The sequence below is a fragment of the [Mycoplasma] falconis genome (genome assembly GCF_006385795.1).
GTDB lineage: Bacteria > Bacillota_I > Bacilli_A > Mycoplasmatales > Metamycoplasmataceae > Metamycoplasma > Metamycoplasma falconis.
In genome coordinates, this window is the sequence record NZ_VFSS01000005.1 from 13,831 (window position 1) to 28,257 (window position 14,427).

The window sequence follows — 14,427 nt, forward strand, 5'->3', positions numbered from 1 at the left end:
AGGAAATAAAATGGGATTTTCAAATAGTAATAAGATTTTAAAAAATATTGATTTACATAGCGATAGTTTTGGTGGCGAAGTTAAATATTATTTAAAAAAGATGCGAATTAGTGTTAAAGAAATGGCAATAAGAGCCAGAATTACACCACGTTATTTAACTCAACTTTTTAACAATGAGCATCGTGATATTTTTGCTTCTGTTATTGAAGCCATGGAAAATGCTTTTGATTTAAAAAGTGGCGATTTATTTCAAGTTTATAAATATTACAACAGCAAAAAGTTAGCAATTCAATCGCAAAAATTAGATTATCTTTTTGAAAAGTTTGGTATTAACTTTTTAATTAAACATCCTGAATTTTCGCAAGCAATAAAAATTGCTTTTTCTGAAGATATGAACGATATTGCTAAACTAATGATATTAAAACGTTTTTACGGTGTTTATTGATTGGAAGATTATATAAAGATTTTAGATACCATTGTTATTTCTAATCATGAAATTTATCGTAAAAGACCAAATGCTTTAGTTTGAATTAGATATTGCGAGCTACAAGTCGAAAGAATTAAAAATCTACCGCATTTAGGTATTTTTAGATCTACTAATTTTACTTATACTTTTGAAAAGATTTTAAGCTATATGTGTATTAAAGAATATAGCTTTGCTCACCGAATTGCTTTAATTAAAAACTTTTTAGCTGAAAAAGGCATTGTGCTTATTACTAAAACCTATATTGAAGATTCTTTTGTAAGAGCAATAACCCTTAAAAAAGGTTTAGTGCGTTATATCTTTTTATCTGACATGCATAAGAATGAAGGATTTATCTTTTTTGCCTTATTACATGAAATTATTCATACATACTATCCAAATAAAAAGGAAGACGAAGTCAATATCTTTTTAAAAAATGCTTATGAAGAATGAAAAGCAAAAAACGAAAAACATGAAATTGTAGCTTTAACTAAGGTTTGTTATTTAAGAGTTAAAGCCGGTAATTACTTCGAAATAAGTAAATTACCAAGCGAGGATCGTAAGTTTTATCACGATATTATTAAAAATCATCAATATGTTAAATTTGAAGAATAGGAGTCAATATGAATATTATTATTCCGGATCGTAAAGGCGGTTTTAACGGCGTTAATTATGACTTAGATTTTGTTAATAAAAGATTAGTTATTAAACCTGAAATTTTAGGTAAAAAAATTAATAATAAAATTGGAACTGCTTTTGGATTAGGTAAAATTACTGGTTCAAGTATTGGTGATATATTACAAGTTGAAAAATTTAGCAGTCCGTTTGCCGCTTTTACTCGTATTTTTCGTTGTGCACTTCCAGTTTTAGATCCTAAATATATTAATGCAGGGGTTGCCTTAGAACCTAAAATTTTAGCTGGGATTGAAAAGAAATTAAACGTTGAAATTAAAAGATATCCAGCTCATGAATATAACTACGATTATTTTAAAGAAAATAAATTATTTGGTGGTTTGCCTGATGGGTATATCGAAAAAGATCATTTAGTAGTTGAAATTAAAACATCTGGAGCTAAAAATTTAGAAAACTGAGATAAGTTTGGTCTACCAGTTAAATATATTAAACAAGCAATGCTTTATACTCATTTAATGGGAGAAAAAGATTTTATTATTGTGGCTTGTTTTTTAGAAGAAAATGATTATATTAATCCTTATGAAGTTGATGTTAAAACTAGAAAAGTTAAATCTTGAAAATTTTATGTTAATGAACCTGAAGTGTTAGACGATATGCAAAAATGTCAACACTGATACGATGAATACGTTTTAAAAGGCATCAGCCCAACCTGAAACGAAGAAACCGATCAAGATTTAATTGATTATTTAGCTTGTCAAAATCAAGAAGAATGGCAACAATTATATTTAAAATGAGTTAGAGAAGGGAAAGCAGTTCCTCAGTATGAAAAATAATAAACCTAAATATCATACTTACCGTGAATTTGAAGGTCTCAATCGGATGAGACCTTATTTAGTTTTTAATAAAAACTTTTTAGAGAATGAAGACGAATCTGACGACGAATTTGAAGAATCAAAAAGTGATGAATATTCAAACTGGGATATGGACTTTAATCCAGTTAATGAAATTATCGAACAGCATTTTATTAATAACTTAGATGAAGATCAAGCCAAAAAAATAGATACTTTAAATTCAACTGGCGAAAAGTTTTTATACATTAAACAGCTTTACCATAACGATGATAAATTTCACAATAAAATCAATAAAGAAATTTATGAAATTTTATTAAGCAATTACGAACAATTCAAAATTTCTCGTACAGGAATAGAATTAGTAGAAAGTAGAGCTAAAACATTTTTAAATAGTTTTTATAAACAAAAATACGGTCTAGATTTTGCAATTAAAACTATTAAAGCCAAAGATAAATTGAAAGATAAAATTGAGTTTACTTTAAATGCCTTAAAAAAAGATTGTTTAATTATTAACCCAGTTTTTGTTTTTGAAAACGTAATTTCCAAACCGTTTTATTATGATTCAAAAGAAAAAGCTTTGGGCATTTTGCTTTATTCTTCGGCTACTAAATTTAAAAACATTTTAAGAGCTTATTATGATGTTAACGTTTTTCAAAAAGCAACTAATATCAAGATTAATAAAGTTTATTTAGTTAAACCTGAATTTGTTTTAAATCGTGATATTCAAAAAGGCGAAATTACTTTTGGATTATCTGAATATGCTAAAACAACTAAAAGTAAATTTTCAGCTAGTTCATTAGCCAAAGAACTAAATCAAAAAGAATTAGTTTCGACAGCGAGTGTATTAGAATTAAGGGATAAAATAAACGGCAAAATTCTTTCTTGTAGATCTAAACAAGAAGCTAAAACAATTATTCAACATATTGATGAAAATTTAAGTTCAATTTTTGACTTTTCAGCCGATGAAAATAATTTTAACGAAACAAGCGATAATAAATCTTTTAGTAAATACAAATGTGATTTTAATAAATTTTTAACTAAAATGAAACAATTTGATTTGGATCAGTGAATTGACGCCAAACAATTAGACGGTAATTTTGATTCGGGGAACGATTTAGTAGACAATCTTGGTGGCAGTGATAAATATTACAGTGATCTTTTAACTTATTATTATCCCCAGATCGAAAATTTAAAAGAAGCAGGAAAATGTTTAATTAAATTGTTAATTAACGATGTTGATAAATCTACTAATGCTTCGGAACAATTTTTACACCCTGCTTTTGCTAATTTTTATAATCACAATAAAGTAGCTATAAGTCCAGATATTGAAAGTCATGAAGTTTATTTAGCCTTAAAAGAAAAAGACGCCAAAATTGTTTGATTTGATTATGAAGGAGTTACTCTACCTGTACCGTTAATTAATTATTTTGCTGGTTGAAAACAACTGGTGTGTCAAACATCAATTATCAAAACATTAAATGGCGAAATAATTGATTCGGCAGATTATATATATGATCCTAAAAATTATTCTTATTTAAGTATTATTAAGATGATTGAAGATCTTTATGATAAAGACGCTAAATATTATGTTGTTTTTAATAAAACATATGAAAAATCGAGATTATTAGAATCGATTGAAATATTAAGTGAATATTTAAAAGATGGTTCAATTAGTTTTGATAAATTTAATGAGATTAAGAACAAAGTTTATGAAATTGTTGGCAATCCTGATCAAATTAGTTCTAATTCCAAAATAAGTGGTAAATTAGTTGATTTAGTGGATTTATATTATCTAAATAGTAAAAACCCTTATGACATAAAAAAAACTCCTGTTTTAATTGCTTATAACAAACATCGTTATTCAATTAAAAAGATAGAAAAGTTTGCAACTCATTTTGCCGATGAATTAGGTTTAAATATTAAACATATTATTAAACCTTATGCCGAATTGGAAGTTAAAAATGGTTCTATGGCTTTACAGCTAGCAACTGCCAGAGCTGTACCTAGTGGAATTGGTGATAATGAATGATTAGATTTAACTTCTAAGCTAAAAAAATATTGCCATAACGATGTTTTGGCGATGATTATGTCATTTGAATTAATAGAAGAATTACTAAAAAAAGATAAAGTCAAATATTTTAATAATTACCAAGAGTTATTAGCTGAAAGTTTATTAACTAACGTTAAAAAACCTAAGAAAAAATAGCGAAATAATAAAGAATAATATTAACGATTTAATAGTGTAATTAAAATATGAAAAACACTAATAATCGTGGCATGTTTTTAGAAAGTATTATTAACAAAACTAATGAATTTTATTTGCTTAATAAAATGGCTTTAATTCACAAGAAAAATCTAGATATTAAGTTTAAAGGAATTGACCTTGTTAATAAACAATTTCAATTAAAAGATGCAACTATCAAATCTAAATCTACTGTTGATTATTATGGTGTTTTCAACGGTAGATTTTTAGCATTCGAAGCTAAAAGTACCGAAGAAAAGAATTTTACTTTATATAACATCAAAAAACATCAAATTGAATATTTAGATCAAATTAATTTTTATGGTGGTTTAGCTTTTTGAATCATCTATTTTAGTGAGCAAAATACTTTTTATTTTATTTGACATACTGATTTTAAAGAAGCCATTTTAAATAAAAAAACTTTGACGTATGCCAAAGTAGAGAAAATCGGTATTTTACTAAAACTAGATTTTCCAGGTATTTTAGATTATTTATGACCGATTAAAAATAAAGTATAAAAAAGAAGCTTTTATAGCTTCAAATTATTTTTTATATTCTTTATAAAGTTGGTTTAGTTTTTCTTTATAAGCGTTAGAACATTTAAAACGAGGAACCATTTTTTCTTCAACATTAATTTCTTCTTTAGTAATGTTGTGAATTTTAGTTTTAGCGGGCATTATTTTAGAACTTAAATTTCCAAATCCTGAAATAGAAACTTGTTGTCCTTGTGCAATCTCGCTTGTAATAACGTAAATTATGTTGTCAAAAATATCTTCAATCATAACCTGTTGATAACCAGTTAGATTAGCTGTTTTTAATATTAATTCGCGTTTATTCATTATATAAATTCTCCTTTATTCGTTTTTAAGTTCTTTATTCATTAAATTTTCAATAACTTTTTTAGGGTTTGTTTTTTTATAAATTATTTCGTATAGAGCTTCAACGATTGGTAAATTTAAAACCTTAGTTGCTACGTATTTATCATAAACTATTTCAATTGATTTTAAACCTTCAACGGTGTTAGTCAAAGCACTAAAATTGTTGTTGAAAAAGTTTAAACCATATTGATAGTTTCTTGATTTTTCAGATAAAGCTGTAAGAATTAAATCGCCTAAGCCAGTTAAGCCGTAAATTGTATTTTCTTTGCCACCAATAAATTTATTATAAACACTCATTTCTTGTAAACCTTTAGTTAATAAGGCAACTTGAGTGTTAGTTGAATATCCTAATGCCACAGCTAAACCCGCTGCAATAGCGTACATATTTTTAAAAATAGAACCAGTTTCCGCACCTTTAACATCTGTTTGTGTATAAACTCTAAAATAACTATTAGAAAATAGTTTTTGTACATCTTGAGCGATTTTTAAATCAGTTGAAACTGCGTCAATTAAAGTAATGTTTTTTGCCACCATATCAATTGCAAAAGAAGGACCAATAAGTGAAACTATTCCTTTAATATGATCGTTTAAAACAGTTAAATTTTGCATTTGTTCATGCACGGAAATATTTTTTTCTGGTCAAAAACCTTTGGCTACGTTGATGATTGTGGTTTTGTTTTTTATTTTTGAAACAACTAGTTCAAAAATAGCAGGAATAAATTTAGTAGGAATAGCAAATAAAATATAATCTGCGTTTTCAATTGCTAAATCTAAATCAGTTGTAGTTTTAAATTTAGGTAGTTCTATTTCTTTAAAATAACGACTATTTTTGCCGTTTTGTAAATCAGTTAATTCCTGATTGTCAATGCCATATATAATGACTTCGTGTTTATTGTTGGCTAAGATAGAAGCGCAGGCTGAACCCATTGCACCAGACCCTAAAATAGTTATTTTTTTGCTAGGCATATTATTGTTCACCTACTTTTTTATTTTTGTTTCTTAACACTAATTCAATTGGTGTACCAGCAAAATCATAGTGTTCTCTAATTTGATTTTCAATATATCTCAAATAAGTAAAGTGAGCTAAGTCTGTATTATTAACAAATAAAATAAAAGTTGGAATTTTAGCTTCTATTTGTTTTGAAAAAGTAATTGACAATCTTCTACCATTAATTGAAGAAGCTGGTCTTATCATTTGTGCTGACATCATTAAGTTGTTTAATTGATTAGTGTTGATTTTTCTTGAAATATTATTTTTAACTCTAATAATTTCATCTTTTAATTTATTAACTCTGGTATTTTGTTTTGCTGAAATAAATACTAATGGTGCTCAATCGACAAATTTAAGTTTTTTAGCTAAATCTTTTTTAAAACGATCCATTGTATTGGTATCTTTTTCAATTAAATCCCACTTGTTAACAATAACGATCATTGGTTTTTTAAGTTCGTAAGCAATCCCGATAATGCTTTGATGGAAGTGAGTAACTTCATCAGTGGCATCTAATAGTAATAAACATAAATCAGCTTCTTCGATCGAATTAGTTGCTCTCATTAAAGCGTAGTGTTCGACACTATCGGTTAATTTAGATTTACGTTTAATACCGGCGGTATCAATAACTTCAAATTCCTCACCGTTAATTTTAATTAATTCAGAAACAGAATCACGAGTTGTTCCGGCTACATCACTAACAATAGCTCTATTTTCATTAGCTAAACAGTTTAATAAAGTAGATTTTCCAACATTAGGTTTTCCTAAAATAGCTAATTTGAAATGTTTATCTACTTCAGGTTGAGAATAATCAAAGTTTTCTAAAACAGCATCTAATAAGTTACCAATACCGTCTCCGTGAATTGAAGAAATTGGAAAGATTTCTTTAAAACCTAAAGAATAAATTGTTCCATCGAAATAATCAGTTTTACTTCCTTCTAATTTATTAACCGCTAATAAAATTGGTTTATTAGTTTTTCTTAATAAAGAAGCTACATAATAATCTTCGGCGGTTAATGGTTCTCTACCGTCGATTATAAAAATTAAAACACTTGCTTCATCAATAGCAATTTGGGCTTGGACTTTAATTTGTTCTTTAAAGTCTTCATTTTCAATTGTAATTCCACCGGTATCGATAACTTTAAATTCATGTCCTGATCATTCGGCATTTTCATAAATTCTATCTCTGGTTACACCTGGACTGTCATAGACGATTGATTTTCTTTTATTAATTATTTTATTAAAAAGAGTTGATTTACCTACATTAGGCTTACCAACAATCGCAACTATATTTTTCATTATGATAACCTCTTTAAAATTTCGTCATACATGACATCAAAGTTTTCTTGTACGCTCATGTTAGAGGTATCAATTACTAAACTTCCTTCGCTTACCTTTAACGGATCTATATCACGATTCATGTCGTTATAATCACGTTTTTTAATTGAAGCTAAAACTTCATCATAATTAGAAGAAATCCCCATTTGTAAATCTTGTTTTAGTCTTCTATTCGCTCTTACTTCTGGTTCAGCTCATAAGAAAAATTTAGCTTCGGCTTGGGGTAAAATACGGTAAGTAGCATCTCTACCATCAACAATAACGCCTTTGTTTTTATTAGCAAAAGATTGAATAAATTCGTTTACTTTTAATCTAACAGATGAATATTTTGCAATACTTGAAGCAGCTTGTGAAACTTCGTCTTGTCTAATTAAAGTTGTTACATCTTCGCCTTTAAAGATTAAACGATCTTTTTCATCAATGTGTAAATCTTCTATATTTCAAGCTGAGTTAACAGCTTCTTCATCGCTAAGTGAAATATTCTCTTTTAAAGCATTATAAGCGATAACACGATAAAAACTACCTGAGCTTAAAAACTTATAACCAAGTTTATTGGCTAACATCGTACTCATTACAGTTTTTCCAACGCCACTTGGTCCATCAATAGCAATGTTAATTCGTTTTTCCATAATTATTCTCCCTTGTGTTTCTTTATTCAATCTTTAAATTCATTAATTTTATTTAAATCTAAATCGACATTTTCTTCTTGCACTTTTTCTTCTAATTGATTTTTCAATTCATTAATAATAATTGCTAGTTGTCTTAAACTTTGACTGTCATTATTTTTTTTATTTAAATTATTAATATTAATGTCTTCATCCAAAATATTAACTGTTTCATAAAATTCTTGTAATGACATATTTTGTTGATTTTCACTAATTTGAAAATAGCTTTTAATCTTTTGTAAATCCTTTTCAAATTGCTTAATTTCGTTAATTTTTTCTTTTAATAAAACTTTATCATTATGTATTCCCATTTTTATTCACCTACTGTAAATATTTTCATTAAACCACGTGATACCGAATCGGGGTTTTCTTTGTTTTGATATTGATAAGTAATTGTTAAACTATCAAGCCCTTTATTTGGGTTTCATATTACATATCTACCATTATTTAAATAAGGAATTATTTTAAATTTATCTTCTGGATAAATATCGGGGAAAGCATCATATTTTTTAAGATTATCAACAAATCAAGCAAAAATCTCTTCGGCAAATTTTTCTGATTTAAATCACTCTTCGGTTTCAGCTGGATCGTCAGTTATACCGCTGTTAATAATTTTTCTTGCTTGTTTTATTATTTCGACAGAATGAATATCAAATTCAGAACCATAGCTAATTTTTTCACCACTAGTTAAAAATTTAACTTCTTGACTACCTTTAAAATAGTATTTTGATTTAGGTGAATCTGGATCGATTCCAATTTGTAAATCAGAAGCAGCATAATCGTGATTTAAAGTAATAATATAATTTACTTTTAAAACTTTTATATCTTCGGTTTTATCAAAACCAGTAAATCTAATTACTAAAAATTTATTATTTTCAAAATTACTTTTAATTTGAATTCTTTGACTTATATAAGCATTAACATCATATTTAGGAGGAATATTTTCTAATAGTTTTCTTAGATGTTTTTTGCTATTAGTATTATTTTTATCATCGTTTTCACCGTCATCAGCACTTTCGAAAATAGATCTTTTAATCATTTTTTCACCGGCTGTATTTAAAATGGTAAGTTGAATTCCGTCAATGGCTGTTCTATCAATATAAGGTTCGATTTCAGGATTGTTTTCGATATATTTTCTAATTTTATCGTTAGCTGCTTTAATTTCTTGTTCTAAACTGTTATAAATATTTTTAGCAGATGAAGGAGTTATTATAGGCGAATCTAATTTAATTTCTTCGGCATGTTTTAAAAACTTCTCGGCAGATCAATGTTCTTTATTAACTTTTCGAGAGTTTTTTACCATGAAGTATAAAGCACCACTAACCGAACCAACAATAGCTAGTGAAAGACCGGTTCAAAGCAAACCGCCAATAGCTTTTTGTTTTCTGGTTTTATGACTTTTCATATCCATAATAACGTCCTTTTAATAGTTAAATTTTATAATAAACGCCTTGTTTTCTGTGTTTTTTATTAAAAATAAAAAATAATCACAAAGGACTATTTTTTTCATCTTCTATAAAATCTTTTTTTGTTTTCCAAAGATTTAACATAACGGCAATTAGGAAAATTAGAGCAACCAATAAATTTATTCCCATTAGATTTAGCATAACGATATACTAGCTCTGAACCACATTCAGGGCAAGGTTCTTCTAATTTTTCGTTTTCTAAAACAGTTACTTCAATATTTTGGCTTACACCGTCGTAATGTTGAATAAATCTATCTCAAAATTCTTGCATTATTTCTTGATAGTTTTGTTTGCCATCGGCGATTTCGTCGAGCTCTTCTTCGACCTTAGCGGTATATTCTTCGTTAATAGTTGTAGGGAAGTTTTCGATCAATTTATCTAAAACAACTTTTCCAAATTCGGTTGGTTTTAAAGCAGAACCTTGACTTTCTACAAATAAACGGTCCTTAATGATTTTAACAGTTGAAGCAAAAGTTGAAGGACGTCCAACTTTTATATCATCTAAGGCTTTAATTAGCGAACCTTCATTATATCTAGCTGGTGGATTAGTTTCTTTATCTAATTTGATAAATTCAGCCACATCTAAAACATCACCAATATTATATTTAGGTAAAGTTTTACCACTTTCATAACCGCTAATAGCGTAATAACCCATAAAAGTAATAACACTGTATGACATTCTAAAAAAGTATTCCCCATTTTTTAGTTCATATGAAAAGATATCTCTTTGGGGACTTTTCATAATTGCCATCATAGTTTTTTGATAAATAATTTTGTAAATATAAGTATCAATATCACTTAAACCATATTTGTTTTGAGCTTCTTCGGGTGTTAATTTAACATCGGTTGGTCTTATAGCTTCATGGGCATCTTGATCGCCAGCAAAACCTTTAACCTCATCGGCGACGTATTCTTTGCCGTATTGTTTTTCAATATATTTTTTAGCTTTTTGAATAAATACTTCTGAAAGTCTAGTTGAATCGGTTCTGGGATAAGTAATAAGCCCACTTTCAAACAATTTTTGAGCGGCAGCTTGGACGGTTGAAGAAGCATATTTTGCTTCTTTATATAAAACCGATTGTTTATAGGGAGTTATTGCTCCTTCTTTACGGTGTGAAATTTTAAAATCAACCACTTCTAAAGTTTTATTTTTATTTAATTCTTCTAAAATATTTTGAGCTTTATCACGATTAATTCAAGTATTTTCACCTTTAAAGTCAGGTTCATTTTTTCAAAAGAAATCTGCAATAATTTCGTCGGTAATTTTAGCGTTAATTTGTGAATATAAAGTTGGAATAAAAGCTTCAATTTCTCTTTCGCGGTCAACAACTAATTTTAAAGCAATTGATTGTACACGTCCTGCAGAAGGATTAGTCGGAGTGTTTCTTACTGATTTTTTCATTAATTGAGAAAGTTTAAAACCAATAATCCGGTCCAGCATTCTTCTTGATTTTTGAGCGTTTACTAAATCTTCGTCAATATCATGTTTATTTTCAATGGCGGTTTTAATAGCTTCATCGGTAATTTCGTGATAAGTAATTCTGTAATATTTTTTATCAATTTTTAAAGTAGTAACTAAATTTTTAGCAATCGCCTCACCTTCACGATCAGGGTCAGTTGCGATATAAACTTCGTCAGCATTTTTAACCGCAGCTTTTAATTCAGAAATTATTTTCTTTTTAGCTGGATCTGCAACCATTTGTGGTTCTCAATTTTCAAAATCGATACCTAATCCGCCTTTACCTTTTGTAGACATTTTTAAAATATGTCCAACAGAAGATAAAACTTTTACTTCATCTCCAATATATTTTTGAATAGTATTAACCTTATTAGGTGACTCAACGATCATTACTTTATTTGCCATGTGAACCTCGCTTTGATGGTATTATAATAACACAAAGACATCTACTTAAATTAAAAAATGATTAGAATGTTTCCAATCACTTTTTGTATTCATCATTATTTGTATTATCGAAAATTTCTGCAATTTTTTCTTTGCTTTCATTTTTCATTTTTGGAATATAAGGTTTTAATGTGATTATTAAATTACCTTTTTTATTTGTTCCACGATATGGAACCCCTAATCCTTTTAAAGTTAAAATTGAATCTAATTTCATATCAGGTTTTAACTGAATTTCTTCATTACCATAGGGCGTAGGAATGGTAATTTTATTTCCTAACATAATATCTTTAATTGAAACTGGTACACTTAAAACTAAATCGTTATTTAATCTTTCAAAATGTTTATCTGCTCTTACATTAACAATAATATATAAATCTCCGTTTTCGCCACCATTTTCAGAAGGCATACCAAAGCCTTCCATTTTTATTGCTTCTCCAGAGCTAATACCGGCTGGAATATTAATGTTTTCATAAACATCTTTTTGTTCATGCCCTTTTCCAGAACAAGTTTTACATGGTTTTTTAATAATTTGTCCATAGCCGCCACATTTATCACAAGGCATAACCTGAGTAAAAAAGCCACTTCTAATTTTAACTTGTCCGCTACCATGACATTTATCACAAGAAACAATATCGCTATCGTTTTCGGCACCTCTTCCATTACAGGTTTGACATTTGCTGTGTTTGGTTAATCTAACTTGAGCGTTCTTACCTTTAATTGAGTCCATAAAATCAATGCTCATTCGCATTTGTAAATCATCGCCTTTGGTGTTTCTTCTTTGTCTAGAAGATCCCCCAAAACCAAATATATCGCCAAAACCGTCAAATGAACCAAAACCAGAAAATGCATCTTTAAATTGACTAAAAAATGAATTAAAAATATCTTCAGAATAATGGAAACTGCTTTGGTCAAAAGCACCATGTCCAAATTGGTCGTATTTTTTTCTTTTTTCAGGATCAGATAAAACTTCGTAGGCTTCACTTACTTCTTTGAATTTTTCTTCGGCTCCTTCTTCTTTGTTGCGATCGGGGTGATACTGCATTGCTAATTTACGATATGCACTTTTAATTTCTTTGTCTGTAGCATTTTTATTAATGCCAAGCACTTCATAATAATCACGTTTTTCCATAATATTAACATTTTAGCACAAAATATAAAAGAGTGCTAATTTTTGCGAAATTAACACTCTTCGATTTATAAATCTTCTTTTTTAAGAATACAAATTCTTTCTTTATTATTAATGTCTTTGTAAATTAAACAATTAGCATAATTTTGCTTAAATCATTTAGCAGCATAAGGATCGATTTCAAAAACTAAATGACCTTTTTCATTTAAATAATTTTTAGCATTTTGACAAATAAATTTATAATCAGCCAATCCTTTGTCTTTAGCATATAAAGCCTTGCTAGGTTCATATTTTAAAGATTTAGCAAAACAATGTTTCTTATTTAAATAAGGAGGATTAGAAACAATTAAATCAAATTTATCGTTTATCTTTTTAAATCAATTTGATTTAATAACTTTAACGTCTAAATTATTATATTTAGCGTTAAATTTAGTTTGCTTAATAGCTTGCTTAGAAATATCAATTAACGTTACATCACAATCAATATTTTTTTTAATTGCAAGTCCAATAAAACCTGAACCGCAACCCAAATCTAAAACTTTTGAATTTTTATTAATCAATGGATAAGTTGCTAATATAACTTCTTCTGTTTCATATCGAGGAATTAAAACTTTATATTTAAGATTAATCCATACGCCTTGCATTTCTTGTCAACCAATAATTTTTTGCACTGGATAATCTTTTTTTAAAAGTTTAAGCTCCTTTTTTGAAACAAAAAGAGGCATATTATAACGCATCTTTTCACGTAGTAATACCTCTTTTTCAATCATTATAAGCCTGCCTGTTTGATTTTTTCAGCTTTTTCAGCTGCAATAAGCTCTTCGATTATTTTATCTAAAGCTCCGTCCATAACTACTTTTAGAGAAGTTGAAAAACCAATTCTATGATCGGTGATCCGATCTTGTGGATAATTATAAGTTCTAATTTTTTCACTTCTGTCTCCGGTACCAGCCAATTTTCTTAAACCACTTTCTTCTTCTTCACGTTTACGCATTTCCATTTCATATAAACGAGATTTTAAAACTTTTAAAGCAGTTTCACGGTTTTGAATTTGACTTCTTTCATCTTGTGAAGTTACTACAATACCGGTCGGTTTATGAGTAATTCTAACTGCTGAGTCAGTAGTATTAACTGATTGTCCACCAGCCCCTGATGATCTAAATACATCTACTTCAATTTCATCTGGTTTAATATCAATTTGTACATCATCATCAACTTCGGGTAAAACTGTAACCGTAGCAGTAGAAGTATGAACTCTACCTTGGGTTTCGGTTTGAGGTACTCTTTGAACTCTGTGTACGCCACGTTCAAATTTCATTTTTGAAAAAACTTTGTCGCCTTTAACACTAAAAATAATTTGACTAAATCCACCAGCTGTTCCGTATGTCGAATCAATAACTTTAATTTTAAAACCCTTTGTATCGCAATATTTTTGATACATCTTAAATAAATCTCCTGAAAAGATATTAGCTTCATCTCCTCCGGCAGCTCCTCTAATTTCAACAATAACATCACGTTTATCGTTTTCGTCTTGAGGAATTAATAATTCTTTGATTGTATCTTCTAGACTTTCTAATTGAGCTTGTTGATTATCAATATCAGCTTTGGCTAAAGCAATTAATTCTTCGTCTTTTTCATTGTTAATAATATCTTTTGATAAAGCATATAATTCTTCGATTTCTTGATATTTTTTAAATGAATTATAAATATCTTCTAAATCTGCTTTTTCTTTTGATAATTTAGTGTATTTTTTGATATCGCTATATATTTCTGGTTCGTTTAATTTATTATTTAATTCTTCGTATTGAGCCTTAATTGCCAATAGTGATTCGTACATTGTTTTTTCCATAATGACAAATTATAACAAAAACACA

General features: G+C 28.1%; 14 protein-coding genes. 4 read left to right on the forward strand and 10 right to left on the reverse strand.

Annotated features, from left to right (window positions below; translation table 4 throughout):
- Nucleotides 1-10 precede the first annotated feature (10 nt).
- Genes FJO69_RS07130 through recU form a run of 4 tightly spaced genes read left to right on the forward strand, consistent with a single transcriptional unit; the run spans nt 11 to nt 4,707 of the window.
- Nucleotides 11-1,078, forward strand: a complete 1,068-nt coding sequence (locus tag FJO69_RS07130; protein ID WP_140781293.1) for a hypothetical protein — start codon at nt 11-13, stop codon at nt 1,076-1,078.
- 8 nt (nt 1,079-1,086) lie between these two features.
- Complete coding sequence (locus FJO69_RS07135) at nt 1,087-1,929, forward strand: MAGa7180 family putative nuclease (protein WP_140781294.1); 843 nt, start codon at nt 1,087-1,089, stop codon at nt 1,927-1,929.
- Nucleotides 1,919-4,153: a UU173 family protein gene (locus tag FJO69_RS07140; RefSeq protein ID WP_140781295.1), complete on the forward strand. Its 2,235-nt coding sequence runs from the start codon at nt 1,919-1,921 to the stop codon at nt 4,151-4,153. Before FJO69_RS07135 ends, FJO69_RS07140 begins: the two co-directional genes overlap by 11 nt.
- A 47-nt stretch (nt 4,154-4,200) precedes the next feature.
- The gene (gene recU, locus FJO69_RS01835) at nt 4,201-4,707 is read left to right on the forward strand and encodes a Holliday junction resolvase RecU (protein ID WP_140781296.1); all 507 of its coding nucleotides are present in this window, start codon (nt 4,201-4,203) and stop codon (nt 4,705-4,707) included.
- Between the two features lie 24 nt (nt 4,708-4,731).
- On the opposite strand, the gene FJO69_RS01840 is transcribed toward recU, so the two are convergent.
- The 10 genes from FJO69_RS01840 to prfA all read right to left on the reverse strand — a co-directional run bounded on the left by FJO69_RS01840 (nt 4,732) and on the right by prfA (nt 14,402).
- Complete coding sequence (locus tag FJO69_RS01840) at nt 4,732-5,028, reverse strand: HU family DNA-binding protein (protein WP_140781297.1); 297 nt, start codon at nt 5,026-5,028, stop codon at nt 4,732-4,734.
- Nucleotides 5,029-5,043: 15 nt separating this feature from the next.
- On the reverse strand, nt 5,044-6,033 hold the full coding sequence (locus FJO69_RS07145) for an NAD(P)H-dependent glycerol-3-phosphate dehydrogenase (RefSeq protein WP_140781298.1): 990 nt from the start codon (nt 6,031-6,033) through the stop codon (nt 5,044-5,046).
- A gap of 1 nt (nt 6,034) precedes the next feature.
- Nucleotides 6,035-7,354 carry a ribosome biogenesis GTPase Der gene (der, locus tag FJO69_RS01850; RefSeq protein WP_170177206.1) on the reverse strand — a complete coding sequence of 440 codons (1,320 nt, stop codon included), beginning with the start codon at nt 7,352-7,354 and terminating at the stop codon, nt 6,035-6,037.
- A complete protein-coding gene (cmk, locus tag FJO69_RS01855) occupies nt 7,354-8,022 on the reverse strand; it encodes a (d)CMP kinase (RefSeq protein ID WP_211333783.1) in 669 nt (222 codons plus the stop codon). The genes der and cmk overlap by 1 nt, the downstream gene beginning before the upstream one ends.
- A gap of 2 nt (nt 8,023-8,024) precedes the next feature.
- Nucleotides 8,025-8,369, reverse strand: coding sequence for a hypothetical protein (locus FJO69_RS01860; RefSeq protein ID WP_140781300.1), 345 nt, complete (start codon nt 8,367-8,369; stop codon nt 8,025-8,027).
- A 2-nt stretch (nt 8,370-8,371) separates the two neighbouring features.
- Entirely contained in the window at nt 8,372-9,463 is a 1,092-nt protein-coding gene (locus tag FJO69_RS07150) for a hypothetical protein (protein WP_140781301.1), read from the reverse strand.
- Nucleotides 9,464-9,555: 92 nt separating this feature from the next.
- Nucleotides 9,556-11,388, reverse strand: coding sequence for a type I DNA topoisomerase (gene topA, locus FJO69_RS01870; RefSeq protein ID WP_140781302.1), 1,833 nt, complete (start codon nt 11,386-11,388; stop codon nt 9,556-9,558).
- A 61-nt stretch (nt 11,389-11,449) separates the two neighbouring features.
- Nucleotides 11,450-12,556, reverse strand: a complete 1,107-nt coding sequence (gene dnaJ, locus FJO69_RS01875) for a molecular chaperone DnaJ (protein WP_277872279.1) — start codon at nt 12,554-12,556, stop codon at nt 11,450-11,452.
- A 65-nt stretch (nt 12,557-12,621) separates the two neighbouring features.
- Nucleotides 12,622-13,323 (reverse strand): peptide chain release factor N(5)-glutamine methyltransferase, encoded by a 702-nt coding sequence (prmC, locus tag FJO69_RS07155; protein ID WP_140781304.1) that lies wholly within the window; start codon nt 13,321-13,323, stop codon nt 12,622-12,624.
- Nucleotides 13,323-14,402, reverse strand: a complete 1,080-nt coding sequence (gene prfA, locus FJO69_RS01885; RefSeq protein WP_140781305.1) for a peptide chain release factor 1 — start codon at nt 14,400-14,402, stop codon at nt 13,323-13,325. Before prfA ends, prmC begins: the two co-directional genes overlap by 1 nt.
- Nucleotides 14,403-14,427 lie beyond the last annotated feature (25 nt).